Source organism: Pseudomonas sp. DP-17, from assembly GCF_022380625.1.
Taxonomy (GTDB): domain Bacteria; phylum Pseudomonadota; class Gammaproteobacteria; order Pseudomonadales; family Pseudomonadaceae; genus Pseudomonas; species Pseudomonas nitroreducens_A.
The window spans coordinates 299,190-324,624 of the sequence record NZ_JAKSXG010000012.1 but is presented as its reverse complement, the minus strand read 5'-3'; the positions used below and the strand labels follow the sequence as shown (position 1 = coordinate 324,624).

General features: G+C 66.6%; 22 protein-coding genes. 1 reads left to right on the top strand and 21 read right to left on the bottom strand.

From position 1 onward, the window contains the following. Positions 1–15: 15 nt before the first annotated feature. The 14 genes from MJ122_RS20035 to MJ122_RS19970 are packed head-to-tail and all read right to left on the bottom strand — an operon-like array spanning position 16 to position 13,167. A complete protein-coding gene (locus MJ122_RS20035) occupies positions 16–1,254 on the bottom strand; it encodes an NAD(P)/FAD-dependent oxidoreductase (RefSeq protein WP_239745815.1) in 1,239 nt (412 codons plus the stop codon). Next, a complete protein-coding gene (locus MJ122_RS20030) occupies positions 1,241–2,416 on the bottom strand; it encodes a sodium:proton antiporter (protein WP_239745814.1) in 1,176 nt (391 codons plus the stop codon). Before MJ122_RS20030 ends, MJ122_RS20035 begins: the two co-directional genes overlap by 14 nt. Then, entirely contained in the window at positions 2,410–4,740 is a 2,331-nt protein-coding gene (locus tag MJ122_RS20025) for an MMPL family transporter (RefSeq protein ID WP_239745813.1), read from the bottom strand. Before MJ122_RS20025 ends, MJ122_RS20030 begins: the two co-directional genes overlap by 7 nt. Continuing rightward, positions 4,730–5,338 carry an outer membrane lipoprotein carrier protein LolA gene (locus tag MJ122_RS20020; protein ID WP_239745812.1) on the bottom strand — a complete coding sequence of 203 codons (609 nt, stop codon included), beginning with the start codon at positions 5,336–5,338 and terminating at the stop codon, positions 4,730–4,732. The genes MJ122_RS20025 and MJ122_RS20020 overlap by 11 nt, the downstream gene beginning before the upstream one ends. Next, positions 5,332–5,769 carry an acyl-CoA thioesterase gene (locus MJ122_RS20015; RefSeq protein ID WP_239745811.1) on the bottom strand — a complete coding sequence of 146 codons (438 nt, stop codon included), beginning with the start codon at positions 5,767–5,769 and terminating at the stop codon, positions 5,332–5,334. The genes MJ122_RS20020 and MJ122_RS20015 overlap by 7 nt, the downstream gene beginning before the upstream one ends. Then, positions 5,762–7,303 (bottom strand): aromatic amino acid ammonia-lyase, encoded by a 1,542-nt coding sequence (locus MJ122_RS20010; protein ID WP_239745810.1) that lies wholly within the window; start codon positions 7,301–7,303, stop codon positions 5,762–5,764. The genes MJ122_RS20015 and MJ122_RS20010 overlap by 8 nt, the downstream gene beginning before the upstream one ends. Next, positions 7,287–8,165 carry a glycosyl transferase gene (locus tag MJ122_RS20005; protein ID WP_239745850.1) on the bottom strand — a complete coding sequence of 293 codons (879 nt, stop codon included), beginning with the start codon at positions 8,163–8,165 and terminating at the stop codon, positions 7,287–7,289. Before MJ122_RS20005 ends, MJ122_RS20010 begins: the two co-directional genes overlap by 17 nt. 47 nt (positions 8,166–8,212) lie before the next feature. Beyond that, the gene (locus MJ122_RS20000; protein WP_239745809.1) at positions 8,213–8,956 is read right to left on the bottom strand and encodes a glycosyltransferase family 2 protein; all 744 of its coding nucleotides are present in this window, start codon (positions 8,954–8,956) and stop codon (positions 8,213–8,215) included. Then, complete coding sequence (locus MJ122_RS19995; RefSeq protein ID WP_239745808.1) at positions 8,953–10,629, bottom strand: AMP-binding protein; 1,677 nt, start codon at positions 10,627–10,629, stop codon at positions 8,953–8,955. Before MJ122_RS19995 ends, MJ122_RS20000 begins: the two co-directional genes overlap by 4 nt. Beyond that, on the bottom strand, positions 10,626–11,171 hold the full coding sequence (locus MJ122_RS19990) for a hypothetical protein (protein WP_239745807.1): 546 nt from the start codon (positions 11,169–11,171) through the stop codon (positions 10,626–10,628). Before MJ122_RS19990 ends, MJ122_RS19995 begins: the two co-directional genes overlap by 4 nt. Continuing rightward, positions 11,168–11,416 (bottom strand): acyl carrier protein, encoded by a 249-nt coding sequence (locus MJ122_RS19985; RefSeq protein WP_017520483.1) that lies wholly within the window; start codon positions 11,414–11,416, stop codon positions 11,168–11,170. Before MJ122_RS19985 ends, MJ122_RS19990 begins: the two co-directional genes overlap by 4 nt. Before the next feature lie 11 nt (positions 11,417–11,427). Beyond that, on the bottom strand, positions 11,428–11,688 hold the full coding sequence (locus tag MJ122_RS19980) for a phosphopantetheine-binding protein (RefSeq protein WP_017520482.1): 261 nt from the start codon (positions 11,686–11,688) through the stop codon (positions 11,428–11,430). Continuing rightward, positions 11,663–12,475 (bottom strand): lysophospholipid acyltransferase family protein, encoded by an 813-nt coding sequence (locus tag MJ122_RS19975; RefSeq protein ID WP_239745806.1) that lies wholly within the window; start codon positions 12,473–12,475, stop codon positions 11,663–11,665. Before MJ122_RS19975 ends, MJ122_RS19980 begins: the two co-directional genes overlap by 26 nt. Further along, positions 12,451–13,167, bottom strand: coding sequence for a beta-ketoacyl synthase chain length factor (locus tag MJ122_RS19970; protein ID WP_239745805.1), 717 nt, complete (start codon positions 13,165–13,167; stop codon positions 12,451–12,453). The genes MJ122_RS19975 and MJ122_RS19970 overlap by 25 nt, the downstream gene beginning before the upstream one ends. Positions 13,168–13,470: 303 nt before the next feature. Between MJ122_RS19970 and MJ122_RS19965 the strand changes: the two genes are divergently transcribed. Next, a complete protein-coding gene (locus MJ122_RS19965; RefSeq protein ID WP_088416107.1) occupies positions 13,471–14,238 on the top strand; it encodes a ParA family protein in 768 nt (255 codons plus the stop codon). 4 nt (positions 14,239–14,242) lie between these two features. Here MJ122_RS19965 and MJ122_RS19960 read toward each other — a convergent pair whose 3' ends face one another. The 7 genes from MJ122_RS19960 to mscK form a co-directional block, all read right to left on the bottom strand. Continuing rightward, positions 14,243–15,052, bottom strand: coding sequence for a universal stress protein (locus tag MJ122_RS19960; RefSeq protein ID WP_239745804.1), 810 nt, complete (start codon positions 15,050–15,052; stop codon positions 14,243–14,245). A 77-nt stretch (positions 15,053–15,129) separates the two neighbouring features. After that, positions 15,130–15,576 carry a YiiD C-terminal domain-containing protein gene (locus MJ122_RS19955; protein WP_088416109.1) on the bottom strand — a complete coding sequence of 149 codons (447 nt, stop codon included), beginning with the start codon at positions 15,574–15,576 and terminating at the stop codon, positions 15,130–15,132. 83 nt (positions 15,577–15,659) lie between these two features. Then, positions 15,660–16,094, bottom strand: a complete 435-nt coding sequence (gene trxC / locus MJ122_RS19950; RefSeq protein WP_239745803.1) for a thioredoxin TrxC — start codon at positions 16,092–16,094, stop codon at positions 15,660–15,662. Between the two features lie 879 nt (positions 16,095–16,973). After that, positions 16,974–18,893 carry a methyl-accepting chemotaxis protein gene (locus MJ122_RS19945; protein ID WP_239745802.1) on the bottom strand — a complete coding sequence of 640 codons (1,920 nt, stop codon included), beginning with the start codon at positions 18,891–18,893 and terminating at the stop codon, positions 16,974–16,976. Positions 18,894–19,084: 191 nt separating this feature from the next. Next, positions 19,085–20,362: a bifunctional O-acetylhomoserine aminocarboxypropyltransferase/cysteine synthase gene (locus tag MJ122_RS19940; protein ID WP_017520474.1), complete on the bottom strand. Its 1,278-nt coding sequence runs from the start codon at positions 20,360–20,362 to the stop codon at positions 19,085–19,087. A 122-nt stretch (positions 20,363–20,484) separates the two neighbouring features. Further along, positions 20,485–21,945 carry a YdiU family protein gene (locus tag MJ122_RS19935; RefSeq protein WP_239745801.1) on the bottom strand — a complete coding sequence of 487 codons (1,461 nt, stop codon included), beginning with the start codon at positions 21,943–21,945 and terminating at the stop codon, positions 20,485–20,487. Positions 21,946–22,003: 58 nt separating this feature from the next. Next, positions 22,004–25,363 carry a mechanosensitive channel MscK gene (gene mscK, locus MJ122_RS19930; RefSeq protein ID WP_088416114.1) on the bottom strand — a complete coding sequence of 1,120 codons (3,360 nt, stop codon included), beginning with the start codon at positions 25,361–25,363 and terminating at the stop codon, positions 22,004–22,006. Positions 25,364–25,435 lie beyond the last annotated feature (72 nt).

The following is a 25,435-nucleotide window of genomic DNA, read 5'->3' as shown; positions in this document are numbered from 1 at the left end:
CAGTCCTTGTCCTTTTCAGCTGGCGCAGATTTCGGAAAGCACCCGCAGGCGGCGCTGCGGTTCGGCGACGAAGGGATTGCGCGTGTCCCAGGCGTAACCGGCAAGAATGGAGCAGATCATCCGGCGGATTTCCGGGTCGGCCTTCTCGTAGAAGATCACGTCCTGGAAGCTGCCGTCATACCAGCCCTCGACGTAGGCGCGGAAGGTATCCACGCCGCGCTTGAGCGGCTGGGCGAAGTCGGTTTCCCAGTCCACCGTCTCGCCCTTGAGCTGACGGTCGAGCAGGTTGGCCGCCATGCTGGAAGAACGCATGGCGATGGTGACGCCGGAGGAAAATACCGGGTCGAGGAATTCCGCCGCGTTGCCCAGCAGGGCGAAGCCCGGACCGGCCAGGCGCTTGACGTTCGCCGAGTAGCCGCCCAGGGTGCGCGCCGGCGTATCCCACACGGCGTTCCTCAGCAGCGGGCGCAGGTTCGGCGCGGCGTCGAAGAAGCCTCTCAGGCACGCATCCAGGTCGTCCAGCTTGCCTTCGAAGTGGCGGTCCTCGGCAACCACGCCGACGGAGGTGCGACCATCACTGAAGGGGATGGTCCAGTACCAGATGCCGCGCTCTTCGGGGTGGATGCTGATGAGGATCTTCTCGCGGTCGAATTCCGGCGCGTCGATGCGGTCCTCGATATGCGTGAACACCGCGCGGCGCACCGGGAAGCCGGACGGTGCTTCGAGGTCGAGCAGGCGCGGCAGCACCCGGCCGTAGCCGCTGGCATCGAGGACGAAGGCGCACTCCACCTCGTATTCGCTGCCGTCCAGGCGGCGCACGCGCAGGCGCGGGCAGCCGACGGCGAAATCGGCGGCGATGAGCTCTTCCTCGTAGCGGATTTCCACACCCTGCAACTCGGCCTGGTCGGCCAGCAACTGGTCGAAGCGTGCGCGCTGGACCTGGAAGGTCGAGCCTTTGCCATCGGTGAACTTGTCGCGGAAGTCGAACGCGGTGTAGCGCTCGCCCCAGCCGAAGGCCGCGCCGTGCTTGGTCTGGAAGCCGGCAGCGAACACTGCATCGAGCATCCCCGCTTCCTCGACGAAGTCCAGGCAGTGCGACAGCAGGCTCTCGCCAATGGAGAAGCGCGGGAAGCGCTGGCGCTCCAGCACCAGCACGTCGTGGCCCTTGCGCTTGAGCAGGGCGGCGGCGATGGCGCCGGAAGGGCCCGCGCCGATGACGACGACGGTGCGTTGTTGCAGTTCAGGGGCGGGCATCAGAAGGGCTCCTTGCCGGTGCCTGGTCCTCGGAGTCAGGCTGGATGGCGGCGCGCGGACGGCGCACGCCGCAGAAAGCGGGCAGCAGGGTGGCGAACAGGCTCATCAGCAGCAGGCTGAAATACAGCAGCGAGTCGATATGGCCCTGCTGGAACAACAGGTTGAGGAAGACGATTTCGGTCAGCCCGCGAATGTTCAGCAGCAGGCTTTCCTTCCACAGCTCGCCACGGCTCGCGCCCGGCAGCGCCCAGCGCAGGCCGAGCCAGCTGCCGGCCAGCTTGCTGAGCACCGGCAGTACCAGCAGCGCGCCGAGATACAGCCAGGAATAGCCGGAGAGGGCGTTGTGGAAATCGATCTGCAGGATGCCGAAGGCCAGCACCAGCGGCACCAGCAGTGTGTTCTGCAAGGCCAGCGCCACGCGTGGCGGGACCGGCAGGCGGAACGGCTGGCGCACTGCGGCCTGGGCCATCAGCCAGGTGATGGCGAACACCAGGGTGTTCAGGTGCCAGTGCTGGAAGGCGATCATCAGGCCGAAGAACGGCAGGCTGTAGGCCAGGTGCTGGCGCACGCCGAGCAGGCGCAGCAGCAACGGAACCGCGCCCGCCAGCAGCGGCCACACCAACTTCGACGGATCACTGCTGCCCTGGGCCAGGCCGAACAGGCTCCAGCACCACAGGTCCATCAGCACCGCCGCGTGCATCAGGCGGCGGGTGGCATCCTCGGGGTAGTTGATGTTGCGCAGGAACAGGTAGAGCACCGGGATCGCGGTGATCGCGAACAGCAGGCCGATGCCCAGCACGCTGATGCCCTCGCGCACGCCCAGCAGCCACCACGCGCTGGCCATGCCGCAGGCCAGCGGCACGGCGAAGCTGGGCAGGGCGATCTTCAGGCTCTGGCGGCTGAGGTCGAGGTCGATCACGTCACTCAGGATGTGTCCCAGCAGCAGGGCAAAACCGATGTCGTAGAGCGGCCGCAGCCAGGGCGCGGCGACCAGTGTGCGCACCTCGAAGCCCTGGCTCTGCAGGGCCACGAACAACAGCGGCAACAGCAGGCCGGCCACCAGCAACTGGCTGACGATGGGCAGCAGGCGCAGGCGTCGCCCGCCGATCACCGCCAGGGCGAACAGCGGCGGCATGGCCAGCCAGAAAAGGATCGTCAGCATGCCGCAGTTCCTTCTCGGGTGCCTGCCTGTGCCCAGGGGCAGAACAGGAAACAGAACGCGAGACCCAGGCCCACGGCCAGGCCGAAGTTGCTGATCACGGGGGTGGCCGACAGCGCCAGCAGGCCGAACGACAGCCAGGTGGTGATGGCCGCGAGCAGCACACCCACCAGGCTCACTGCCGCACCGCCGACGCGCTCGCGCATGAGGATGGTGTAATCCACGCCGATGGCGGTCACCAGCAGCAGGCCGAACAGGCTGAACAGCGTCAGCGGCTGGCCCAGCCAGCCGAGGCTGGCAAGGCTGCACAGCGCCGCCAACAGCGGCAGCAGGACGATGCGCAGCGCGCCGCGCGGGCCGAAGGGCTTGAGCAGCAGGGCGAAGATCAGCACGCAGGAGAGCAGCTTGAGTTCGGTGGCGCTGACCTGGGTGGCGGCGAACAGGCGGTTCAGCTCGCCGAGGCGGTCCACCAGCTGCACGCCTTCCAGCCCCTTGGCCTGCTCGGCCAGCACGCCGGCATCGGACAGACCCTGCAGGCTCACCAGCCCAGCCACACCATCATCCACCGTGCCCAGCCACAGGGGCCGCCAGGGCTCGCCCAGCGGGCCTTGCAGGGCCTGGCCCAGGGATTGCGGGGGAAGTTTCTCCAACTGGTCCAGTTCGGCTTGTAGCGCGGCTTGCGGAATGCCCAGGTCGATCAGCGCCTGCCAGTGTTGCGGCAGTTGGCGCAGGGCCTCTCGGGCCTGCTGTTGCTGCTGCGCGGTGGCGAGAAACTGGTTGAGCGCGAGATAGCCCTTGAGCTGGCCGGAGGCGACCAGTCGATCCAGCCGCGCGGCCAGTTCGGCCTGACGCTGCAACAGTTGGGTTTCGTCGCTGGCGCGGACCAGGAAGAACTGACTGGTGGGCTGGTAGCCGGTGATGCGCGCGGCGGCCTGGGCCTCGCTGAGCAACTGCGGCTTGGCGCCCAGCCATTGGCGCAGGTCGTTCTTCACCTGCAGTTGCCACAGTCCGCCGGCGCAGAACAGCGCGACCACCGCGAGCAACGGCCAACTGCCAGTGCGCTGGAGCAGCGACTGGCGAAGACCGATCAGGCGCTCCCCCAGCGCCAGCAGCAAGGGTTGCGGCGCGATGGCATCGCCGCGCAGCAGCAGCGGCAGCAGACCGATGACGCACAGGTAGGCGGCGAGCAGGCCGGCGACCGAAAAGGTCGCCACCTGGGTCAGCGCCGGGAAGGGCGTGCAGGCCAGGGCGAGGTAGCCGATCAGGTTGGTGGCGAGGCTGAGGAACAGCCCGCGCTGGCTGCGCTTCAGCGCGTGCCACGGCTGCCAATGAGCGGCCGTCCAGGCTTTGGACAGATAGTGCAGCGGGTAATCCGAGGCCACGCCGATCAGGCTGGCGCCCAATACCAGGGTGAGCAGGTTGATCTTGCCGAACAGCGCGATGCACGCGGTGGCGCCGGCCAGCACACCCACCAGCACCGGCAGGAAGGCCAGCAGCGCGCGCACCCGGCGGAAGGCGAGCAGCAGCAGGAGCAGGGTACCGAGCGCGGCGCCACCGCCGACCCAGGTCATCTCGCGGCTGGCCTGGCGCTGGCCGTCGGCAGCATAGAGCAGGCCGCTGGCGGCGACCATCTGTCCGCCGCCGGCAGCCAGCTGCTGTCGCGCCTCGGCGAGTTGCGCGGCGACGGCGCGCGGCAGGTTCATGTCGAAGGCATCGGCGCGGGTGCGGGCGCGTAGCAGCACCCAGCTGCGACCATCGGCTTCGGCGACCAGCGCGCCGCTGCCGATGTCCAACTGCACCTTCGCCGTCAGCGGCTGATGGTGCTGGATGCGCAGCGCCAGGCCGAACCAGTCCTGGTCGTTGGGCAGCAGGCCGAAGCCGGAGAAGGGATCAAAGAGCTGTTCGACGCGCTGCTGGACGAAGGCGGCGGGCTCATCGGCGAGCTGGCGGCGGTCTTCGGCATTGAGCAGCGCGAGGCGGCCTGCGCGCAGTTGTTCGCGCAGGGCCGGCAGGTCCGCCTGTACGCCCCATTGCACCTTCTCGTAGAGGCCGCTGGCTTGCCAGCGTTCGGCCAGTTCGCGGGCGTGGGCGATGGCGGTGTCGCGTTCGGGGTAGCCGACCAGCACCAGCAGCTCGCGGTTGAGCGGCTCCTGCATGCGCTGCTCGGCCTGCTTCTGCAGGGCATCTCGGCTGCCACCGGGTACCAGTTCCAGCAGGTCGGTGCTCAGCGGCGCGGCGCCGCGCCATTGCCAGGCGGCGAGGGCGAGCAGCGCCAGCAGCCCGGCGATCACCAGGCGCGGCAGCCACTGCGGCCGATCAGCGGGCAAAGTCGCTGCGCTCCGTATCGGTCAGGCTGTCGCCGGGCTGGCTGCTGCTCATGCGCAGCACGGTGCGGTCGCCCTGGGCTTCGTGCAGCTCGATGCGCTGCACCAGCTCGCCACCGGCGATCTCGATGCTGTCGAAGATCTGCTTGAGCAGCACCGCGCGCGGGGTCAGGGTGAGTTTCCAGTCGTTCGCCTCGCCGCTCAGGGCGAGGTCGAAGTCGCGCTGCAGGCCGCTGCTGTCGCCTTCCAGTACGGCGAGGAACAGGCGATTCTGCTGCGCGCTGGCGCTGCGTTGCGGCAGTGGCTGCCAGCCGTTGGCGTCGCGCCGGGCGATGCCCTGGTCGTCGATGCGGTAGTCCTGCTTGAGCGGCGTCTGCAACAGCCAGAGCAACCCGTGCTGCTTGGCGAGGACGAAGTGGCCCTTGCTCACCAGCGGCTGCGGCAGCGAGCGCAGGTGCTTTTCCTGGACGAACTCGCCGCGCACCACCGCCGGTTTGCCGAGTTGTGCGGCCAGTTGCGGCAGGTCGAAGGCGTGGGCCAGGGGGATGCTCTTGATGAACAGAGTCAGGAGACTGCAGACGAGCAGGGCACGCTTCAGCATGCTTCGGCCTCCAGCGCGCGCTGCACGGCATCGACGAACACGGCGGGCGAGACCATCTGCATCTCGCGGCTGGCGATCGCTACCGCCACCTGCGTGCTGCTGGCGCGGGTCAGGCGCTCGCCGGTCTGCGCATCGCTGATCAGGTAGTTGATCTTCAGGCGGTTCTCCCACTCCACCAGGTCGGCGCGCACGCTGATGCGCTGGCCGAAGCGTGCGCCGCGCACGTAGCGCAGCTGCAGGTCGATCACCGGCCAGGCGTAGCCGGCATCGCGCATCTGCGAGTAGTTGTGGTCGAGCTTGTCGAGCAGGGCGCAGCGCGCGACTTCCAGGTACTTGACGTAGTGGCCGTGCCAGACCACTTCCATCATGTCGACGTCGAAGAACGGCACGAGGATTTCCACCTCGGCCTGCAGTACCCCGGCCTTACGCATAGAGCCTCCAATGGCGGGCGCGGATGCGCTCCAGGCACAGGCGCAGTTCGCCTTCCAGGGCGCGGTCCTCGATCAGCGGCGGGAAGTCTCGGCCGAACTGTTCGTGCATGACACCCAGCGGTGCCGGTAACGGGCGCGCATCGGCTTCGCCACAGCGCAGCCAGACGCCCTGTTGCGCGGCCAGCAAGGCGGCGGCGGCGACCTGCTCGGTCAGTTCCAGGCTACGCAGGGCATCGCGCGCGGCGATGGTGCCCATGCTCACCTTGTCCTGGTTGTGGCACTCGGTGGAGCGCGAGAACACGCTCGCCGGCAGGGTATTTTTCAGCGCCTCGGCGGTCCAGGCGCTGGCGCCGATCTGCACGGCCTTGAAGCCATGGTTGATCATGGCGCGCTCGGCCGGCGCACCCGAGAGGTTGCTTGGCAGGCCGTGGTTGTAGCGGCTGTCCACCAGCAGTGCGAGCTGTCGGTCGAGCAGGTCGGCGACGTTGCCGACAAGGTTCTTCAGGCTGTCCATGGCAAAGGCGATGTGCCCGCCGTAGAAGTGCCCGCCGTGGAGTACGCGCTCGTCCTCGGCGTCGATGATCGGGTTGTCGTTGGCGCTGTTCAGTTCTATCTCGATGAATTGCCGCAGCAGGCCCAGGCTGTCGGCCAGCACGCCGAGCACATGGGGAGCGCAGCGCAGCGAGTAGCGATCCTGCAGGCGGTGCAGGGGCGGCGTCGGCGCGCCGATGGCGAGGTCCTGGCGGATCCACGCGGCGACCTGCATCTGCCCCGGATGGGGCTTGGCGGCGAACAGGCGCTCGTCGAAGTGTTCCGGGTTGCCCTGCAGGGCAATGACGTTCAGCGCGGTGATGCGCGTGGCCAGCTTGAGCAGGTAGTCCGCGCGCGAATAGGCGAGACAAGCCAGGCCGGTCATCACTGCCGTGCCGTTCATCAGCGCCAGCGCTTCCTTGGGCCGCAGCACCAGCGGCTGCCAGCCCAGCTCGGCGTGGACCTCGGCAGCACTGCGCCGCTCGCCGCGCCACAGCACTTCGCGCTCGCCGGCGAGGGTCGCGGCGACATAGGACAGCGGCGTGAGATCGCCGCTGGCACCCACCGAGCCCTCTTCCGGGATCAGCGGCAGGATGTCGTGTTCGATGAAGGCATGCAGGCGTTCCAGCAGCTCCAGGCGTACACCGGAAACGCCATGGCTCAGCGAGCGCAGGCGCGCGGCGAGCACGGCGCGCACGGCGGCCGGCTCCAGCAGCTTGCCCAGGCCACAGCCGTGGAAGGTGAACAGGTGCTGCGGCAGCGCCTCGACGTGCTCCAGCGGCACGGCCACCACGCAGGAGTCGCCATAGCCGGTGGTCACGCCGTAGATCACGCCTTCCATGTCCAGCAGGGTGTCGAGGAACTGCGCGCCGCGGGCGATCCGCGCGCGGAACCCGGCGTCGTCGTCCAGGCGGCTTTCCACGCGGCGCTCGGCGAGGGCGACTATCTGCTCGATGCTCAGGTGGCCTTGGCCGAAAACCGGCGCTTCAGTGGCTGTCGTCATGGGCTTTCCAGAACGGGTAGAAGTTGAACCACTGCTGCGGCGCGCGCAGGCAGTAGTGTTCCAGGCGCTGGGCGTAGCGCTGGGTCCAGTGCTTGAGAACCTCGGCGCGGTCGCTGCGGCGCCACTGGATGTGTTCGGCGAAGGGCTCCAGGTGCACGCGGTAGCGGCCCTCTTCCTTCAGGCAGAACATCAGGTTGGCCGGGCATTGCAGCAGCCCGGCGAGCAGCCAGGGCCCCTGCGGGAAGGCGGCCTGGGCGCCGAGGAAATCGACTTCGACGTTGCGCCCGCCGTGCAGCGGAATACGGTCGCCGGCGATCGCCAGCCACTCGCCGGCATCCAGGCGCTGGGACAGCTGCAGCATGATCGCCGGGTCCAGCTCGCTCACCTGGATCAGCCGCAGGTGGCTGGCGCCGGACTCGCCCAGCAGCCGGTTGAACTGCTCCGCGTGGCGGGTGTGCACCAGCACGTTCATGCGTACCTTTTCGCCCAGTTCGGCCAGCGCGCGGCAGACTTCGAGGTTGCCCAGGTGCGCGCCCACCAGCATCTGGCCACGGCCGCTGCGCAGTTGCGCGCGCAGGTTGTGCGGGTCGTTCAGTTCGATGCTGGAAAGGTCCAGGCGACCGGCCCAGACATCGAGCTTGTCGAGAATGGCGTCGGCGAAGGCCATGAACTGGCCGAACACGCGGCCAGTGCTCGGGCGCAACGAAGCGTCGCCGCTGTGCTGTGCCAGGCGCTGCTGGTACTCGCCGATGGCGCGGCGCGCACGGCCGCCGAAGAGGAAGAAGTACAGCACGATCAGGTGCAGCAGCGGCGACAGCAGGCGACGGCCGAGGGTTCGCGCCGCCCAGGCAGTGAAGCGCATCAGCAGCAGGCTGCCGCGCTCGCGCTGTTGCGCCCAGTGCTGGGCGCTCACGCGGCGCTCCGCAGGCGGCGCCAGAGGATGGCCGGCGAGCGCCAGAGCATGCCGAAGAACAGCCGGGCGTGCATGGAGGAGATCAGGGCGTTGTCGTGGAACAGGCGGAAGTGCGAGAGACCGTCCAGCGGGTAGTGCACCTTGGTCGGCAGCCAATGCATCGGCTGGTTGCGCCAGGCCAGGCGGACGAGGATTTCCGGATCGAAGTCCATGCGCTTGCCCAGCTTTGCGCTGTCGATCAGTTCCAGCGTGGGGCCCAGCGGATAGACGCGGAAGCCGCACATGCCGTCGCGGATCGACAGCGACAGGCTGTTGATCCACACCCAGATGTGGGTCAGGTAGCGCGCGTAGAGACGGCCCTTGGGCACGCTCTCGTCGTACTGCGGATAACCGCAGATCAGGGCCTCGGGGCGCTCGCGTGATGCGTCGAGGAAACGTTGCACGTCGCCCAGGTCGTGCTGGCCGTCGGCGTCCACCTGCAGCGCGTGGCTGAAGCCCAGGCGCGCAGCTTCGCGCAGCCCGGCCATCACCGCGCCGCCCTTGCCCTGGTTCACGCTCAGGCGCACCAGGAAGGTGTCGCGGACTTCGGCGAGCCGGTCGATCACCACTGCGCACTCGCGGCTGGAGGCGTCGTCCACCAGCACGCAGGGCAGGCCGGTGGCGAGTAGTTCGGCCACGACCTTGGGCAGCGCATGCTCGTGGTTGTACACCGGGATCACTGCGCAGGGCTTGGGGCTCATTCGTGCGCCCCCAGCAGGATGCGCCCGGAAGAGCAGGCCGCTTCGCCACGGGTGAAGGCGAAGTACAGCTTGCCGCGCGCGGCGTCCCAGCGCAGGGCCAGTTGGCAGATATCGCCGGGCCGCAGCAGTTGCTGGAACTTCAGCACTTCCATGCCGCCGAAGCGCGGCGGCAGCTGCAGTACCTGACGGCCCAACTGTTGCGCCCACTGCACCTGCACCACGCCGGGCAGTACCGGTGCGGTGAGGAAATGGCCAGGGAAGCAGGCGAGGTCCGGCGGGATTTCCAGCTGGAAGTGCTGTTCGCCGTCGACTTCATTATGCGCCAGGACCTCTGGGGCGAGGCTGCGTGGGGCGTGCAGCAGTTCGTCCACCAGGCCTTGCGGCAACTTGCCCTGGGCATTGCCCGGCAGGCGTCGCAGCAGGCGCCAGCGGCGCGGCAGGGCGAGAGCCTCGCAGTGGCCGGCGAGGTGCTCGCGCAGGCGCTGGGTCAGTGCGCGCCGGCCGCCGTTACGCAGTGCGTGCAGGCCAGCGTCGCTCAGGGCGACCAGCGCGCCGAGGCTGGCGCGGTTTTCCTGCACCACGCCCAGGCGTGCTTCGCTGACGAAGGGATGTTTGGCCAGCGCCGCTTCCAGCTGCGGCAGGGAGATGCGTTTTTCTTCCAGCTTGACGATGCGGTCCAACCGCCCCAGCAGCTCGAAGCGGCCGTCGGCGCACAGGCGCGCGGCGTCGGCGGTCTGCTCGGTTGCGCCGGGCGGCAGGTAGGTCGATTCGATGCGTAGCGCGCCATGCTCGTCCTGGCTCAATACCACGCCCTCGAACGGCTGCCAGAGCTGGCCGCCCTGGCGCCAGGCAATGCCGCCGGTCTCGGAACTGCCGTAGATTTCCGTGGGTGCCTGGCCGAGGCGCTCGTGCAGCAGTTCGCCGGCTTCGGCCGGCAGCGGGCCGCCGGAGGAGAACACCCGCACTACCCGGCGCAGCGCCGGCCAGTCGAGGTTGTCGCCCATGCGCTTGAGCAGCGCCGGGCTGCCGATCCAGGCGAAGCGTGGCTGGTCGAGGCTGTGGCGTTGCAGGTCTTCGGGGAAGGCGATCTGCCGACGGAGGAAGGCGCGGCCGGCGGACAGTGGCCAGAGCACCCGGAACAACAGGCCGTAGATATGCTGCGCGGCGACACTGCCGAGGATGCGCGCATCGCCCAGTTCGGCGCCCCAGAGGTTGTCCAGTACCTGAACCTCGTTGCTCAGCTGGCGCAGTGACTTGCCGATCAGCTTGGGCTCGCCGGTGGAGCCGGAAGTGCTGAGCACCAGGCGGCAGGCGTCGAGGTCAAGCTCGGCGGGTTGCAGCTCAGGGCCGTTCAGCTCGGCAATCTGCAGCTCGCCGGGCTGGTCACCGATCCAGGCGTCGATCTGGGCGGCCAGGCGCTCGCGGCTGTGGGCAAGGTTGTCCGCCGGCAGTATGGCTTCGGCGCCGGCGAGCCAGGCGGCGTAGAGGGCGACGGCCAATTCGGCGGCATCTTCCAGGTGGATTGCCACGCACCGAACATTACGCTGGCGCAGCGCGCCGGCGGCTGCGCAGACGCGTTGCACGAAGTCGCCGGCGAGCAGCGTCGGTTCCAATGCCAGCAAGCGTCCGGCAGGCAGTTCCAGCAGCAACCGGGCGAGGGAAATCGGTTTCATCCTTGACCTCTGACCCGTTGCCGCACCAGCCACTCGACGGCGAACAGCACGCCCATCAGCAGGTAGGAAATCAGGCCGTTGTACAGCGTCCACCAGGCCAGCGGCGCCCACAGGGTGAGGGCCGCGGCGATCAGGCCGTTGCCCAGGAAGAACAGCACCCAGGCCTGGGTCACCCGGCGCGTGTAGCGCACCGCATGGGGTGGCAGATCCGGCTCGCGCAGGCGGGCCAGGCGCTCCACCAGCGGCGGGCCGAATTTCAGGCTGAGGGCGAACAGGCTCAAGAGGCCTGCGCTGATCAGCACCGGGTACCAGCGCAGCAGGTGCGGCTCGTTGAGGAACCACAGCAGCATGCAGAAGGCCACGGCGGCCAGCGCCATCCAGCGTTGCCCGGGGCGTTGCCCGCTGCCCAGGCCGCGGGCGAACCACAGGCCGCCCAGCAGCAGCGCGAAGAATTTCGGCGACAGGTGATCGATGCCGAAGTAGATCGCGAACGGGTAGAGCAGCCCGGCCAGCAGCAGGCCGAGCCCGACCAGGCGTGTCATGGGTTGGCCAGGCGATAGACCGCTTCGACCACATCGCCGACGGTACGCACCGACTTGAACTCCTCGGCGGCGATCTTCTTGCCGGTGTGGCGCTTGAGGTGGTCGATCAGGTCGACGGCGTCGATGCTGTCGATCTCCAGGTCCTCGTAGAGGTTGGCCTGGAGGCTGACCTGCTCCGGCTCCAGTTCGAACAGCTCGACCAGGGCGTCGCGCAGGGTGTTGAAAATGTCCTCACGGGTTTGCATGGTTGGCGATCTCAGGCGGCTTTCTGGGCAGTCACGAAGGCCGCCAGGCTTGCCACGTTGGCGAAGTGCTGGCGGGTGTCCTTGGCATCGGCGTCGATCTTGATGCCGTAGCGTTTCTGGATGGCCAGGCCCAGTTCCAGTGCGTCCACCGAATCCAGGCCGAGGCCCTCGCCGAACAGCGCGTCCTGCGCGCCAATGTCGTCAGGGCCGATATCTTCGAGGCCGAGGGCATCGATGATCAGCTGTTTAATCTCCAGTTGCAGATCGCTCATCTCTTGCGAGCTCCTTGATGAAATGCTGGTGCAGGAAGGCATTGAGCCGACGCGAGGCGGCCGGGGCCGGCCCCTGGCTGGCGAATTCGCGCGGATCGATGTCGTCGCCCACGCGCAGGCGGAAATGCACGCGGCGAGCGGGAATGCTGTACCAGGGCTCGGCCTTGGTCAGGGTGGTCGGGGTCACGGTGATGGTCACCGGGGTAATGATGCTGGCGCCGCGCAGGGCAATGGATGCTGCGCCACGATGGAATTGCGGAGCCGCACCCGGTGTGGTGCGCGTGCCCTCGGGGAAGACGATCAGCGTCTGCCCCCGCTGCAGCGCCTCCACGGCCTCATCGAACATGTCCATGCTGCCGTTGTTGCTGATGTATTGCGCCGCCGTCACCGGGCCACGGGTGAAGGGGTTGGCGAACAGGCTCTGCTTGACCACGCAGTTGGCATCGCGGATCAGGCCGATGAGGAAGACCACGTCGATCAGCGAGGGGTGATTGGCGATCACCATCTGCCCTGGCCGGCCCAGGCGCTCGACGCCTGCCACTTCGAAGGTCAGGACGCCGCTGCGCTGCATGATCTGCACGAACAGCCAGAACAGCCGGCTTACCGTCTGGCGTGCGCGGGTGCGGCAGCGCAGCGCATCGCCGGGCAACAGGGCCAGCAGCGGGAATACCAGCACCCGCAGCAGCAGGCCGCCGATACCGAAGAGGGCGAAGCACAGGCCGGTGGCGAACAGGCGCCACAGCCAAGCGTCGGCGCGCTTGCTCAGTGGTTGCGTTGCCAGGTCCATAGACGCTTCTTCCAGGGGTGGTGGAACAGGCCGGTGCGTTCGATCAGCGCGCGCACCAGGTTCAGGGCATTGGGGTGGGACGGCGGAGCAAGGGCCGTGCCGTTTTCCCCGAGTGCCAGCGACCATTCGCTGCCGGCCTTCAGGCGCAGGGCCACGGCATAGGGGAAGGGCACGTCATCGACCCAGGGCAGATACAGCTCCGGCAGCGCCTCTTCGGTCACCACCAGCAGGACTTCCGGGGCGCCTTCGGCGAGCAGCGCGACGGCTTCCAGCAGACCGTGTTCCAAACCGTCACGTTCGCCGGCGATCGCCGTCATTTCGCTGGTGTCCTGCCGCAGGATCGACCACAGGCCGATTACCGCGTTGTGCACGGAAAGGCTGAACTGGGTCGGCGACAGTGGTTGTTCGACGGCCAGCTCGCGCAGCAGTTCCAGGCTGCGGCCGGTTTCCCCGTGGCGGGACACGAAGACCAGCGGCATCGGCGGGCGGCCTTCCGCCAACGGCCAGGCGACGCTGAACACCATCCGCGCCAGTGGGCTGAGGCGGCGGCGCTGCATGCCGGGGAGAAAGGCGACATCCGGTTGGGTGATGGAATCGGGAAGGCGCTCTTCCCGTACCCAGCTCTGCCAGTCGGAGACCGTGGACAGGCCGGGAGCCCAGGCGCTCCACTGGTCGATATCGAATTGAATCACGCTGCGAGCTCTTGTGGGCCCTTGGGGGCGTTCCTGTCGGCAAATGAGTCTTCCCTGGTCCACCAAGGGCTTCGTCGACACGTGCCATGGCGCAATGCCGGTATTATCCCGGTCGTTCCGAGGTCAAGCAAACTTTTGCTTACAAAGGCTTAGGAAGGTTCTCAATTTACCCTCGCGCCTGTTACGAAGCTCGGAGCAATCGCCGGGAGCCGCCGAGCGGTCGTGTGGCGAAGGGTGCTCGCCCTTGTCATGGGCTTTGCATAGAATCCATCGGCACTCGATTGGTTCCTGGAGGGACGGCTCATGCGGCGTGTGGTGTTCAATCAGAAGGGCGGGGTGGGCAAGTCCAGCATCGCCTGCAACCTGGCGGCAGTGAGCGCGGCAGAGGGCTACCGCACCTTGCTGGTGGACCTGGACGCCCAGGCCAATTCCACGCATTACCTCACGGGCCTGACCGGCGAGGACCTGCCGGTGGGCATCGCCGACTTCTTCAAGCAGACGTTGTCGTCCGGGCCCTTCAGTCGCAAGGGCAAGGTGGACATCTACGAGACGCCCTTTGACAACCTGCACATTGTCACTGCCAGCCCGGAGCTCGCCGACCTGCAGCCCAAGCTCGAGCAGAAGCACAAGATCAACAAGCTGCGCAAATTGCTGGACGAGCTCGCCGACGACTACGACCGGATCTACCTGGATACCCCGCCAGCGCTGAACTTCTATACGGTTTCCGCACTGATCGCGGCGGATCGCTGCCTGATTCCCTTCGACTGCGACAGCTTCTCCCGCCAGGCACTGTATGGCCTGCTGCAGGAGATCGAAGAGCTGAAGGAAGACCACAACGAGGACCTGGAAGTCGAGGGCATCGTGGTCAATCAGTTCCAGCCGCGCGCCACCCTGCCGCAGCAGTTGCTGGATGAGCTGGTGGAAGAGGAATTGCCGGTGCTGCCGGTGTACCTGATGAGCTCGGTCAAGATGCGCGAGTCGCACCAGGCGTGCACCCCGCTGATCTTTCTGGAGCCGCGGCACAAGCTGACCCAGCAGTTCGTCGAACTGCACGGCCTGCTGGAAGCCTGAGCGGTTACTGGCTGATCAGCACGTCACAGGGTGGCCGGCGCAGGAAATAGCGCGTCGAGCTGCCCAGCATGGCCTGCTCGATGGCGCCGCGACTGCGGCTACCAAGCACCAGCAGGTCCGGCGTCCATTCCCGTAATGCCGTCTCCAGCGCCTGCTGGGGCGTTCCCTGCTGCACCGCACAAAGCAGTTGCGGCCCCGTGGCCGGCACCTGGGCGCGCTCATCCTGCAGTGCCTGGCGCAGCAGTTCGCGCTGGGTCTCCAGGTGGCTGTCGGCGCGGCCGGCTTTCTTGCCTGGCTGGTAGGCGTTGAGCGCCAGCAGCTCGGCCTCGGGCGCCAGGAGCTTGTAGCCGGCGCGCCAGGCCTGGCGGGCGCAGTGCGACAGGTCCAGCCCGGAAAGCGCCTTCGCGTAAGGCCTGGCGGATTCGTCCACCGCCAGCAGGATCGGCGCGCGGCAGTGCCGGGCGATGCGCTCCAGGGTGGTGCCGTCGAAGCGCTCCAGCAACTGCTGGTGGTGCGCGCCGATCACCAGGAGATCGGCGCCCAGTTCCTGTACCGCCTGGGTGACGGTACTTGCAGCGCGGCCCTGGCGGATCACCAGTTGGTAGTCGGTGATGTCACTGGCGCGAGCCGCATCGCGCAGCGCCACTTCGGCAGCTTCGCGTACCGTGGCCATCATGCGGTCCGGAAAGAATTCTTCGATAACGTGCAGCAGCGTGATGCTGGCACTGTGCTGGCTAGCCAGCTGCGCGGCGCGGCGCACCGCGATATCCGCCTCGACGCTGAGGTCATGGGCGACGAGCAGGTTCCGGTACATGGTGGGCTCCCTCTGTGGCGCGTCCACTGTCGCGCCACGTAGGAAATTTCACCTTGATGCAGGGCAATGGCTCGGATTCAGCGGCTACGCAGCTGATAGATGGCGTGGCTTTCGGCGACGACGTTGCCTTCCGCGTCCTTCAATTGCAGGTCGAGGACGAACTCGGACTTGCCGTGATGGGTGGCTTCCTCACCGATGCGCTGGATTTCCTCGTCGCTGAGCCGGGCGTCCACCGTCACGTCGCTGGCGGCGGGGCGCAGGAAGCGCAGGCCGGCTTCCTTGACGATGGGGTAGAAGCGCCGCGCGTCGAAGCTGGTCAGCATGAGCACGCCGCCCGGCAATTCAGCCACGGTGAACAAGGCGCCGGCGTACATGTTCTGGATGTGGTTCTCGTTGCCCTTGAGCGGCATGCGCAGGCGCACATGCCCCGCTTCCAGCACCTCGGCCTTGAGGCCGGTGCGCTTGACGAAGGCGATGTGATCTTCGGTGAGCTGGCGGATGAAGTCTTCGGGATAGGAAGGCATGGGCGTGCTCCGTTTTTTTGCCCAAGCCTAGCCCGCATGTGCGGTCTGGCAATGACCGCACCGATTGACCGAAACGCTCGCCGTCAGATGCCCTGGCGGGAGAGCCAGTCCAGCAGTTGCGGCAGTGGCATGGCACCGCTCTGGCGCGCCACTTCCTGGCCGTTGCGCAGCAGGATCAGGCTGGGAATCGAACGAATCCCCAGGCGCGTGGAGAGGTTCGGGTTGGCATCGCTGTCCAGCTTGGCCAGTCGCACCTTACCCGACAGCCGCGCAGCGGCCTGCTCGAACACCGGCGCAAAGCCTTTGCACGGCCCGCACCAGTCGGCCCAGACGTCCAGCAGCAGCGGCAGGTCGCCCTTGGCCTGGGCGGCGAAGCCGGCTTCGTCGAGGTCGAATGGCGTATCCAGCACGATCGGCGATTGGCAGCGCCCGCAACTGGGCGAATCGCCCAGGCGTGCGGCGGGCACGCGGTTGAGGCCGTTGCAGTGGGGGCAGGGAATGATCAGGGAATCGGACATGGCGGGGCTCCTCGGGCTATGGGGAGCTAGGTGGTGGCGAGGAGGTAGATTATCAATGGGAGGGCGGGTGAGCGTGCTCGTCAAAGTTGAGTATCAACTGGTCTTTCAGGATTCTCTGAGCTACGAGCGAAGTCATGGTGAGTTGTATTTTATAAAGGCTATTTTTTGTTCTTTGCTCGGGGTGGGTTTGATTGGAGATCTTTCCTTGCGCGCTGTTTTTGTCCTTTTTAGTTATTCCGTGAATTGGATTGGTAAGTCGGGCGCCTCGTGCAGAAAAGGATCGGCTTGTTCTGCTGATTGATATGGATGGCTCTCGGAATATTCCTTAATTAATTTTGCCCGTTTCCATGCCTGTCGAGGGGATATCCTCATTCTGTCCGCCAGGTTGTGCTCTTACGCTGAGTATGCTCGCTCTGTTGAGCGGTAACTTGAACGCACTCCTTAATATCAGAGGGTAAAATGAAAACTATCATTTCGTCGTTTCTTTCCGCTGTCATTGTCCTCTCCGGTATCGCTGCACTGTCCATGTCCTCTGCCGCCTCGGCCGCTTCCAAGGAAACAACGGGAGCCCATAAGTGCAAATATCATCCCCAGTTGTGCAAGGGCGGCAAGTAAGATTTAAATGAGTAGCATTGCTCGGGGCGTTATCTGCTGGCACTTACTGTATTTCGCATCAACTCCTTAACTGAACTTCGCTGCTCGACGGTGGCAGCTATCGGCAGCCGGCTGCCAGGCAATTGTCGCGTCGAGCGTTCAGGCGAGTTCTCCCGTTCGCTTTTGGGGGAGGTGGATGCCCTGCGAGATGATCCCGGGCAATGCCCCAGGGAGCGCTTCGAGCGCGTCAGGTAAAGCGGCCGCCGTGGGGCGGCGGCCGCAGGTTCACACCCGGAAATGACTCACCAGCGTCTGCAACTGCCCGCCAAGCCGGGCCAGCTCGACGCTGGAGGCGGCGACTTCTTCGTTGGCCGAGGCGGTCTGCTCTGACACATCACGCACGTTCACGACGCTGCGGCTGATTTCCTCGGCCACGGCGCTCTGCTCTTCGGCGGCGGTGGCGATCTGCTGGTTCATCGCCTGGATGTTGGAGACGGTGCGGGTGATCTCGCCCAGCGACTCGCCGGCCTGGCGGCTCAGGGCAACGCTGCTGGCGGTGAGTTCGCGGCTGCCGAGCATGACGCTGGAGACCTGGCGGGTGCCGCTCTGCAGGCCGGCGACCAGGGCTTCGATTTCTTCGGTGGATTGCTGAGTGCGCTGGGCCAGGCCGCGAACTTCATCGGCGACCACGGCGAATCCGCGGCCGGCCTCGCCCGCGCGGGCGGCTTCGATGGCGGCATTGAGGGCCAGCAGGTTGGTCTGCTCGGCCACCGACTTGATCACGTCCATGACCTTGCCGATCTTTTCGCTCTCCTGCTCAAGGCGCTGCATGGCCTCGGCAGAGCGCTCCACTTCCTCCGCCAGGCGTTCGATCTGCTCCACGGCCTTGTTCACCACGCGGTCGCCGTCCTGGGCCTGGTGGTCGGCGGCGGAGGCGGCCTGGGAGGCCTGCTCGGCGTTGCGCGCGACCTCCTGCACGGTGGCAGACATCTCGTGCATGGCGGTGGCGACCTGGTCGGTCTCGACCTTCTGGGTGTTGGCGCCAGCGCTGGTCTGCTCTGTCACGGCGGAGAGTTCCTCGGCGGCGCTGGCGATCTGGGTGACGCCATCGCGGATGCCGCCGATCAGCTCGCGCAGGCTCTGACTCATGCGCTGCATGCTCTGCTGCAGGCGGCCGAGTTCGTCGCGGCGGCTGACCTGGATGCTCTGCGACAGGTCGCCGGCGGCGATGCGGTCGACCACCGCCATGGTGTCGTGCAGCGGACGGGTGATCTGGCGAGTGATGATCAGCGCAGCGATGCTGCCCAATACCAGTGCGAGCAGGGTGACCAGGGTCTGCAGGCTGCGAGCCTTGGTGCTTTCTACGTCGCGGCGATCGAGCTGCAGTTGGTAGAGATTTTCGCTGATCTTGACGATGTCCTGGCCTTGGGTGGTCATCTCCTTGCGCGCCTGGACGATCGCGGCCATGTTCTGGCGTAGCGTGACGACGGCGTCGCGGTAGGTGCGCAGGGCGGCACCGAGTTGCTGGACGTATTGCGCTTCGTCAACTCCGAGCACGCTCTCAAGGGCAGGCAGGCCGGCGATGCTCTCGTCGAGGCCGCGGGTCACGCCCTCGCCGTTGCTGGTGAGGGCGGTGGCGAGATAGTCGCGCACGTCGTAGCGCGCCTGCAGCAGGTCCTCGCGGGTGCCGGTGATGGCCTGGAAGCGGGTGGCGCGCTCTTCGTCGGCCGGGGCCTTGAGGATGTCCTGCTGGATCCGAGCGGTCAGTTCGTTGGCCCGCGCGGCGTTGTCCTGCAGGGTCCGGCGGGTGATGCTGGCACTCTGGTAGCCGGCGCGCATGGCGGCCAGGGATTTCTCATAGTCACCGATGACGCCGCCGAGCTGGTCGAGCATGCGCACGTTCTCGGAGCTGACGAAGGAGGCGCGCAGTTTCTGCTGCTGGGCCTTGAAGTCGGCCAGGGTGCTCATGACGTTGGCGGCTTCCTGCTCGGCGCCGTCGGCGATCATGTACTGCAGGCGGGTGATGCGCAGCTTGGTGAGGCGCGAGTTCAGCTCGGTGATGTCGCTCATCCAGTTGCTGCGGTCGATCAGCGAGCCCAGGCCGACCCAGCTGACGATGGCGAGGATGGCGGTGAAGGCGAGCACCAGGCCGAAGCCCAGGGCCAACTTGAGGTTGACGCTCAAGTCGGAAATCCAGCGGTTCATTGACGATCTCCAGGAAAGGTTGTGTGAAGTCAGGCCGTTCGGAGATTGTTCTTGTTGGGGGGCCAGGCGGGCGTACCGCGCTTTGTCGCTATCGGCCGCGTTCGGCAGATCCGTATGGTCGAGGCGAAAAAAACCGCCGGTCTGCTGCGCAGCTGGCCGGCGGTTCGGTTGAAACGAGCGTGGTACGGGTGTCAGGCCTTGGCAGCGTCCAGCGCCTGGGCGAGGTCGGCGAGGATGTCATCGATGTGCTCGATGCCGATGGACAGGCGCACCATGTCGCGCGGCACACCGGCCTTCTGCAGTTCCTCGTCGTTGAGCTGGCGGTGGGTGGTGGAGGCCGGGTGGCAGGCGAGGGACTTGGCATCGCCGATGTTCACCAGGCGCACCACCAGCTTGAGCGCGTCGATGAAGCGCGCGCCGGCTTCCTGCCCGCCCTTGATGCCGAACGAGAGGATCGACGCCGGCTTGCCGCCCATGTAGCGCAGCGCGAGTTCCTGCTCGGGATGGTTGGCGAGGCCTGCGTACTTCACCCAGCTGACTTGCGGGTGCTCCTGCAGGTACTGGGCGACCTTCACCGCGTTCTCGCAGTGGCGCTCCATGCGCAGGGCGAGGGTTTCCAGGCCTTGCAGGATGAGGAAGGCGTTGAACGGCGAGAGCGCGGCGCCAGTGTTGCGCAGCGGTACGACGCGGCAGCGGCCGATGAAGGCGGCGGGGCCGAAGGCTTCGGTGTAGGTGACGCCGTGGTAGGACGCATCCGGCGTGTTGAGCAGCGGGAAGCGCGCCTTGTTGTCGGCCCAGGGGAATTTGCCGGAGTCGACGACGATGCCGCCGATGCTGGTGCCGTGGCCGCCGATGTACTTGGTCAGCGAGTGCACGACGATGTCCGCGCCATGTTCGAAGGGGCGGCAGAGGATCGGCGTGGCGACAGTGTTGTCGACGATCAGCGGCACGCCGTGTCGGTGCGCGGCATCGGCCAGTGCCTGCAGATCGACGATGTTGCCCGCCGGGTTGCCGATGGATTCGCAGAAGACGGCTTTGGTGCGCTCGTCGATCAGCGCTTCGAGGGCGGCGATGTCGTCGTGCGGCGCGAAGCGGGTCTGGATGCCGAAGCGCGGCAGGGTGTGAGCGAACAGGTTGTAGGTGCCGCCGTAGAGCTTGGCCACCGAGACGATGTTGTCGCCGGCTTCGGCGACGGTCTGGATGGCGTAGGTGATGGCGGCCATGCCGGAAGCCACGGCCAGTGCTGCGACGCCGCCTTCCAGGGCGGCCACGCGCTCCTCCAGGACCGCGTTGGTGGGGTTCATGATGCGCGTGTAGATGTTGCCGGCGACCTTCAGGTCGAACAGGTCGGCGCCGTGCTGGGTGTCGTCGAAGGCGTAGGAGCTGGTCTGGTAGATCGGCACGGCCACGGCCTTGGTGGTCGGGTCGGGGCTGTAGCCGGCGTGGATGGCCAGGGTTTCCGGTTTCATTGTTCGAGCGTCCTTGTGGCGGAAAGCCCCGAGGATGCGAGTGGCGCCCGGCCCCGGTCAATGACCGGGAGCAATGTGGCCGGGGCGCCGCTAGATCGCTTTTCGCTGAGCTTATAACTGGCTCAGGACGAGCAACTGATCTCCAGGTGCTTGCCCCAGTCCGGCGGGCGGCGGGTGAAGACTTCGGCGTCGGGCTGCTCTTCGAAGGGCTTGCTCAGCACTTCATGCAGGCGGCGCACGACGCTGTAGTCACCCTTTTCGGCAGCCGTGATGGCTTCCTGGGCGAGGTAATTGCGCAGCACGTAGAGCGGGTTGACGGCGTGCATGCGGGCACGTCGCTCGTCCTGGCTGCCGCCTTCACGCTCGACGCGGGCCCGGTAGTCGGCGGCCCAGGCGTCGAAACCGGCGAGGTCGACGAAGTCTTCGCGGACCACGGCCAGCGCCTGTTCCGGCGCCTGCTCGCCGAGGCGGCGGAAGAACAGCGAGTAGTCCACCGCGCCTTTCTGCATGCTCTGCAGCAGGCGCTGTACCAGCTCCAGGTCGCCATCCTCGGCAGTGGTGAAGCCCAGGCGCCGGCGCATCAGGTCCAGGTAGTGGGCCTGGTACAGCGGCAGGAACAGGTCCAGCGTGGCGCGCAGATCGTCCACTTCGACGAAGGGGGTCAGCGCCTGGCCGAGGGCGGCGAGGTTCCAGTGGGCGATGGGTACCTGGTTGCTGAAGGAGTAGCGGCCGGTGTCGTCGGAGTGATTGCAGATGTGGTTGGCGTCGAAGTCGTCGAGGAAGGCGTAGGGGCCGTAGTCGAAGGTGATGCCGAGAATCGACATGTTGTCGGTGTTCATCACCCCGTGGCAGAAGCCGTAGGCCTGCCAGAGGGCGATCATCTCGGCGTTGCGTTCGACCACTTCGCGGAAGAGCGCCAGGTAGGGCTTCTCGTCGTCCAGGCACTGCGGGTAGTAGGACTTCAGGACGTACTCGCCGAGGGTGCGCAGGTGTTCTTCCTGCTTGGTGTAGTAGAAGTATTCGAAGTGGCCGAAGCGCACATGGCTGGGCGCCAGGCGCAGCAGCATGGCGCCGCTTTCCTTCGACTCGCGCCATACCGTGGTGCTGGAGCCGGTGACGCACAGTGCGCGGCTGCTGGGAATGCCCAGGGCGGCGAGGTATTCGCTGGCGAGGAATTCGCGGATCGACGAGCGCAGCACGGCGCGGCCATCGCCCATGCGCGAGTAGGGCGTCTGTCCGGCGCCTTTCAGGTGCAGGTCCCAGTGCTCGCCGGCCTCGTTCACCACTTCGCCCAGCAACAGGCCGCGGCCGTCGCCCAGGCGCGGGTTGTAGGAGCCGAACTGGTGCCCGGAATAGACCATCGCGCGCGGGTCGGCTTCTTCCCAGAGCTTGTGGCCGGCGAAGATTTCCGCGAACAGCGGGGTGTCCGCCTCGCTCGGGTCGAGGTCGAGCAGGGCCATGGCGGCGGGGCTGGCGACGACCAGGCGCGGGTCGGCGATGGGATCGGGCAGAACCTGGGTGGAGAACACGTCGCCCAGGCGGGCGAAGCGGTTATCGAAGGTCAGTTCGTCGAGCTTTTTCACAATCTAACTCCGGACAAGTCCGAGCATTGTGCTCGGACTTGTCCGAAGGCGTCCACCCTCAGGCCTTGTCGCCGCCGGGCTTGTCCTGGGGCGCGGGCAGCTTCACCGGCGCTGCAGCGGGCGACTGCTGACCGACTATCACCTGGGCTTCCTGGCCCTGGAAGTTCTTCAGGAACACGTCGACCTGGTTGAATGCCATGTCGATGCCGGCCTCGCGGAAGGCCAGGGCGATGCGCGTGAGGGTTTCGTCCACCGCCGGGTTGCGGTCGCCCAGCTCGCGCACGTGGAAGCGCAGTTCATAGTCGAAGGTGCTGGCGCTGATGGTGGTGAAATACAGCACCGGCTCCGGATCGCGCAGGATGCGGGAGTTGGCGTGGGCGGCGTCGAGCATGATCTTGCGCGCCAGTGGCAGGTCGCTCTCGTAGGCCAGGCCGATCTTGATGGTCACCCGCGTTACGGTATCGCTCAGCGACCAGTTCACCAGCTGGCCGGTGATGAAGGTCTGGTTGGGAACGATGATTTCCTTGCGGTCGAAGTCGGTGATGGTGGTGGCACGGATGCGGATCCGGCTGACGGTGCCCGACAGGGTGCCGATGGTCACCACGTCGCCGATCCGCACCGGGCGCTCGAAGAGGATGATCAGGCCGGAAACGAAGTTGGAGAAGATCGCCTGCAGGCCGAAGCCGAGGCCGACCGACAGCGCGGCTACCAGCCATTGCAGCTTGTCCCAGCTCACCCCGAGGGTGGACAGTGCGCTGACGATGCCGACGCCGCTGATGGTGTAGGACAGCAGGGTGGTGATGGCGTAGGCGCTGCCCTGGGCCAGGGTCAGGCGCTGCAGCACCAGGACTTCCAGCAGGCCGGGCAGGTTGCGCGCCAGGGCGACGGTGACGGCAGCGATCACCAGCGCCATGAGGAAGTCGCTCAGGCTGATCGGCGTGGTGGACGCCGTGTCGCCGGTGCCGCTGGTGTACTGGTAGAGGGTCACGTTGTCGAGGTAGGAGACGACGCTGATCAGGTCGGCCCATACCCAGTACAGGGTGACCACGAAACCGATCAGCAGGCCCAGGCGGATCAGGCGCATGGACTGGTCGTTGATCTGCTCGATGCCCAGGGTCGGTTCTTCGATCACCTCGGTGCCCTCGATGCCTTCCTTGGGGGCGTTCTGCCGCTTCGACAGGGCGCGCTGGTAGGCCAGGCGGCGGGCTGCGACACCCATGCCGCGGACGAAGGTGGCTTCCACCACCATCCAGAACATCAGCAGGAACAGGGTATCGATCAGTCGGTCGGTGAGCTTGAGCGCGGTGTAGTAGTAGCCGAAGCCCACGGCCAGGAACAGCGCCACCGGCAGGGCGGTGAAGCCCAGGCCGACGATCATCTTGATCATCGACGGGCGCTCGCTGGATGGGCTGTTGAACAGCAGCTGGGCGAGCAGCCAGGTCATGGCGCCGTAGCCGAACAGCACCACGGCAATGCCGATCACGTCATCGGCCAGGGAGGCCGGCGCGTGCTCGGCGACGGTGACCACGGCGACCAGCGACATCACCACCAGGCCCAGTCGGCGCATCAGCTTGCCGAGGAACAGCACCTGCGGCTGACTCCAGTGGAAGTGACGCTCGGCGATGCCGCCCGGACGCAGGATGCGGTGCGCGGTGTAGAACACCAGCCAGACCTGCGCCATCTCCAGCAGCGCGCTGCCCAGGGTGGCGTTCTGCCCACGGGCGTCGAGCAGCAGCGCGAGGCCGGCGATGGCCAGCGCCAGGGTGCCGGGCAGTGCCAGCAACACGGCGAGCAGCAGGGCCAGCGGGGTGTGGGCCTGGCTGTCGCGCTTGAAGTGGCCGATGTCGTCATTCAGCGACTCCAGCTTGTCGTAGAGGAACTTGCGCTTCCACAACAAGCCCGCGACCAGCAGGAGCAGCGGCAGGAACAGGAAGGGACGATCGATCAGGCCTTCGAACAGCTCCTTCACCCCGGAGCCCCAGGGCACTTCGGCCAGCTGGTGGTGCAGCAGGGTCGGGGTCATCTTGAACCACGACAGGTCCAGCGGACGGTTGCTGGGAATCCAGAACATCTGCTCGTCGAGGGTGGCGCGCAGGCTGTCGCTGGTTTCCTTGAGCTGCTTCTGGTTCAGCTGCAGGGTGATGGCTTCGTTGAGCAGCGCGTTCAGCTCGTGGTTGAGGCGCTCCATCAGCTCCAGGCGGGTGTCCACCAGTTCGCCGAGATCATGGCGCAGTTGCGGGGTGACGCTTTCCTGCGTTTGCTGGGCCAGCAGGTTGTCGATGTAGACCTGGGTGTTGTTGATCTCGTCGCGCTTCTGGTTCAGCTCGAACTGGTACAGGCGCAGGTCGGCGATCTCGTCGGCGAGGTCCTGGTCGGTCTTGATCACCGGCAGCGACTGCTTCTGCTGGTAGAGGATCTTCGACAGCAGCAGACTGCCGCGCAGCACGTTGATCTGCTCGTCCAGGGCCTGCTCGCCCTGGGTCAGGTTATCCAGCTGCTGCTTGGCTTCCAGGTTGCGCCGGGTGAGGGTGTTGAGGCGGTCGGTGGTGCGCAGCAGGTAGTCGGAGAGCTTGAGGTTGGCAGCGCTCTGCTGACTCAGCAGGCTGTCGGTGCCGGCGGCCTGGCTACTGTCCTTGGACAGTTCGGCGACAGCCTTCTCCGACTGCTCACGGCGCTTGTCGCTGATCATCGCCTGCAGTTCGAGGGTCTGGCGCTCCTCGCGACCGATCTGTTCGGCCAGCAGATCGCGCTGGCTGGAGGCGAGGTCGAGCAGCAGGTTGTTGCCGGCCAGCTGCTTGCGCAGCAGCAGGTTCTGCGCGGTCAGCGCGGCCTGTTCCGCCAGCAGCTCGTTGCGGCGCTCGTCGGTCAGGGTTTTGGCGCCTTCCTTGCCAGCCTTGAGCACGGTATTGATGTCCAGCAGGCGGGTCTGGTTCTTGCTCAGGTCGGCCTGGGCGCGTTCGGGGCGGGTCTGCGCAGTGAGGATCTCGCTCTTGGCGTCGATCATGTCCTTCTGCCATGCGGCCAACTGCGTGGATTGCTCGTTGAGGAGCATTTCCAGCTGGGTGGCGCTGTAGCTGCCGTAGCGCTGGCTGGCCGGCTTCTCGCTGCTGGCCTTGAGTCGGGTGAGGGCCTTCTGGTTCTCGTTGATCAGCTTGGGAGCATCGGCCAGCCTGCCGTTCAGTTCCTCCAGCTCTTTCTCGCTGTCAGCCTTGGCCGCCAGCAGCTTGAGGGTGTTTTCCAGGCTGGCCTTGAGCGGCTTGGCGTCGGCGTCGGCCAGCTTGCGGTCGGCCAGGCCATCGAGGCTCTGCTGCACCTTTTCGGCGCTCGGCACGGTGGATTCGGCGGCCAGCGCGGGCAGGCCGGTGAGCGAGCCGCCCAGGAGGACGGCAGTCAGCAGGGTACGCAGCAGGAATGACATGGTCGCGTTCAGCGGCTCGTGCAAAAAAAGTGGAGTGAGGGTAGTGCTGGCAGGCCGGCACCCGCAAGCGGG

What these genes read in the sequence shown, in the direction of transcription:
- MJ122_RS20035 (WP_239745815.1), bottom strand. Translation starts at nt 1,254, where the DNA reads ATGCCCGCCCCTGAACTGCAACAACGCACCGTCGTCGTCATCGGCGCG.
- MJ122_RS20030 (WP_239745814.1), bottom strand. Translation starts at nt 2,416, where the DNA reads ATGCTGACGATCCTTTTCTGGCTGGCCATGCCGCCGCTGTTCGCCCTG.
- MJ122_RS20020 (WP_239745812.1), bottom strand. Translation starts at nt 5,338, where the DNA reads ATGCTGAAGCGTGCCCTGCTCGTCTGCAGTCTCCTGACTCTGTTCATC.
- MJ122_RS20015 (WP_239745811.1), bottom strand. Translation starts at nt 5,769, where the DNA reads ATGCGTAAGGCCGGGGTACTGCAGGCCGAGGTGGAAATCCTCGTGCCG.
- MJ122_RS20010 (WP_239745810.1), bottom strand. Translation starts at nt 7,303, where the DNA reads ATGACGACAGCCACTGAAGCGCCGGTTTTCGGCCAAGGCCACCTGAGC.
- MJ122_RS20005 (WP_239745850.1), bottom strand. Translation starts at nt 8,165, where the DNA reads ATGCGCTTCACTGCCTGGGCGGCGCGAACCCTCGGCCGTCGCCTGCTG.
- MJ122_RS20000 (WP_239745809.1), bottom strand. Translation starts at nt 8,956, where the DNA reads ATGAGCCCCAAGCCCTGCGCAGTGATCCCGGTGTACAACCACGAGCAT.
- MJ122_RS19995 (WP_239745808.1), bottom strand. Translation starts at nt 10,629, where the DNA reads ATGAAACCGATTTCCCTCGCCCGGTTGCTGCTGGAACTGCCTGCCGGA.
- MJ122_RS19990 (WP_239745807.1), bottom strand. Translation starts at nt 11,171, where the DNA reads ATGACACGCCTGGTCGGGCTCGGCCTGCTGCTGGCCGGGCTGCTCTAC.
- MJ122_RS19985 (WP_017520483.1), bottom strand. Translation starts at nt 11,416, where the DNA reads ATGCAAACCCGTGAGGACATTTTCAACACCCTGCGCGACGCCCTGGTC.
- MJ122_RS19980 (WP_017520482.1), bottom strand. Translation starts at nt 11,688, where the DNA reads ATGAGCGATCTGCAACTGGAGATTAAACAGCTGATCATCGATGCCCTC.
- MJ122_RS19975 (WP_239745806.1), bottom strand. Translation starts at nt 12,475, where the DNA reads ATGGACCTGGCAACGCAACCACTGAGCAAGCGCGCCGACGCTTGGCTG.
- MJ122_RS19965 (WP_088416107.1), top strand. Translation starts at nt 13,471, where the DNA reads ATGCGGCGTGTGGTGTTCAATCAGAAGGGCGGGGTGGGCAAGTCCAGC.
- MJ122_RS19960 (WP_239745804.1), bottom strand. Translation starts at nt 15,052, where the DNA reads ATGTACCGGAACCTGCTCGTCGCCCATGACCTCAGCGTCGAGGCGGAT.
- MJ122_RS19955 (WP_088416109.1), bottom strand. Translation starts at nt 15,576, where the DNA reads ATGCCTTCCTATCCCGAAGACTTCATCCGCCAGCTCACCGAAGATCAC.
- trxC (WP_239745803.1), bottom strand. Translation starts at nt 16,094, where the DNA reads ATGTCCGATTCCCTGATCATTCCCTGCCCCCACTGCAACGGCCTCAAC.
- MJ122_RS19945 (WP_239745802.1), bottom strand. Translation starts at nt 18,893, where the DNA reads ATGAACCGCTGGATTTCCGACTTGAGCGTCAACCTCAAGTTGGCCCTG.
- MJ122_RS19940 (WP_017520474.1), bottom strand. Translation starts at nt 20,362, where the DNA reads ATGAAACCGGAAACCCTGGCCATCCACGCCGGCTACAGCCCCGACCCG.
- mscK (WP_088416114.1), bottom strand. Translation starts at nt 25,363, where the DNA reads ATGTCATTCCTGCTGCGTACCCTGCTGACTGCCGTCCTCCTGGGCGGC.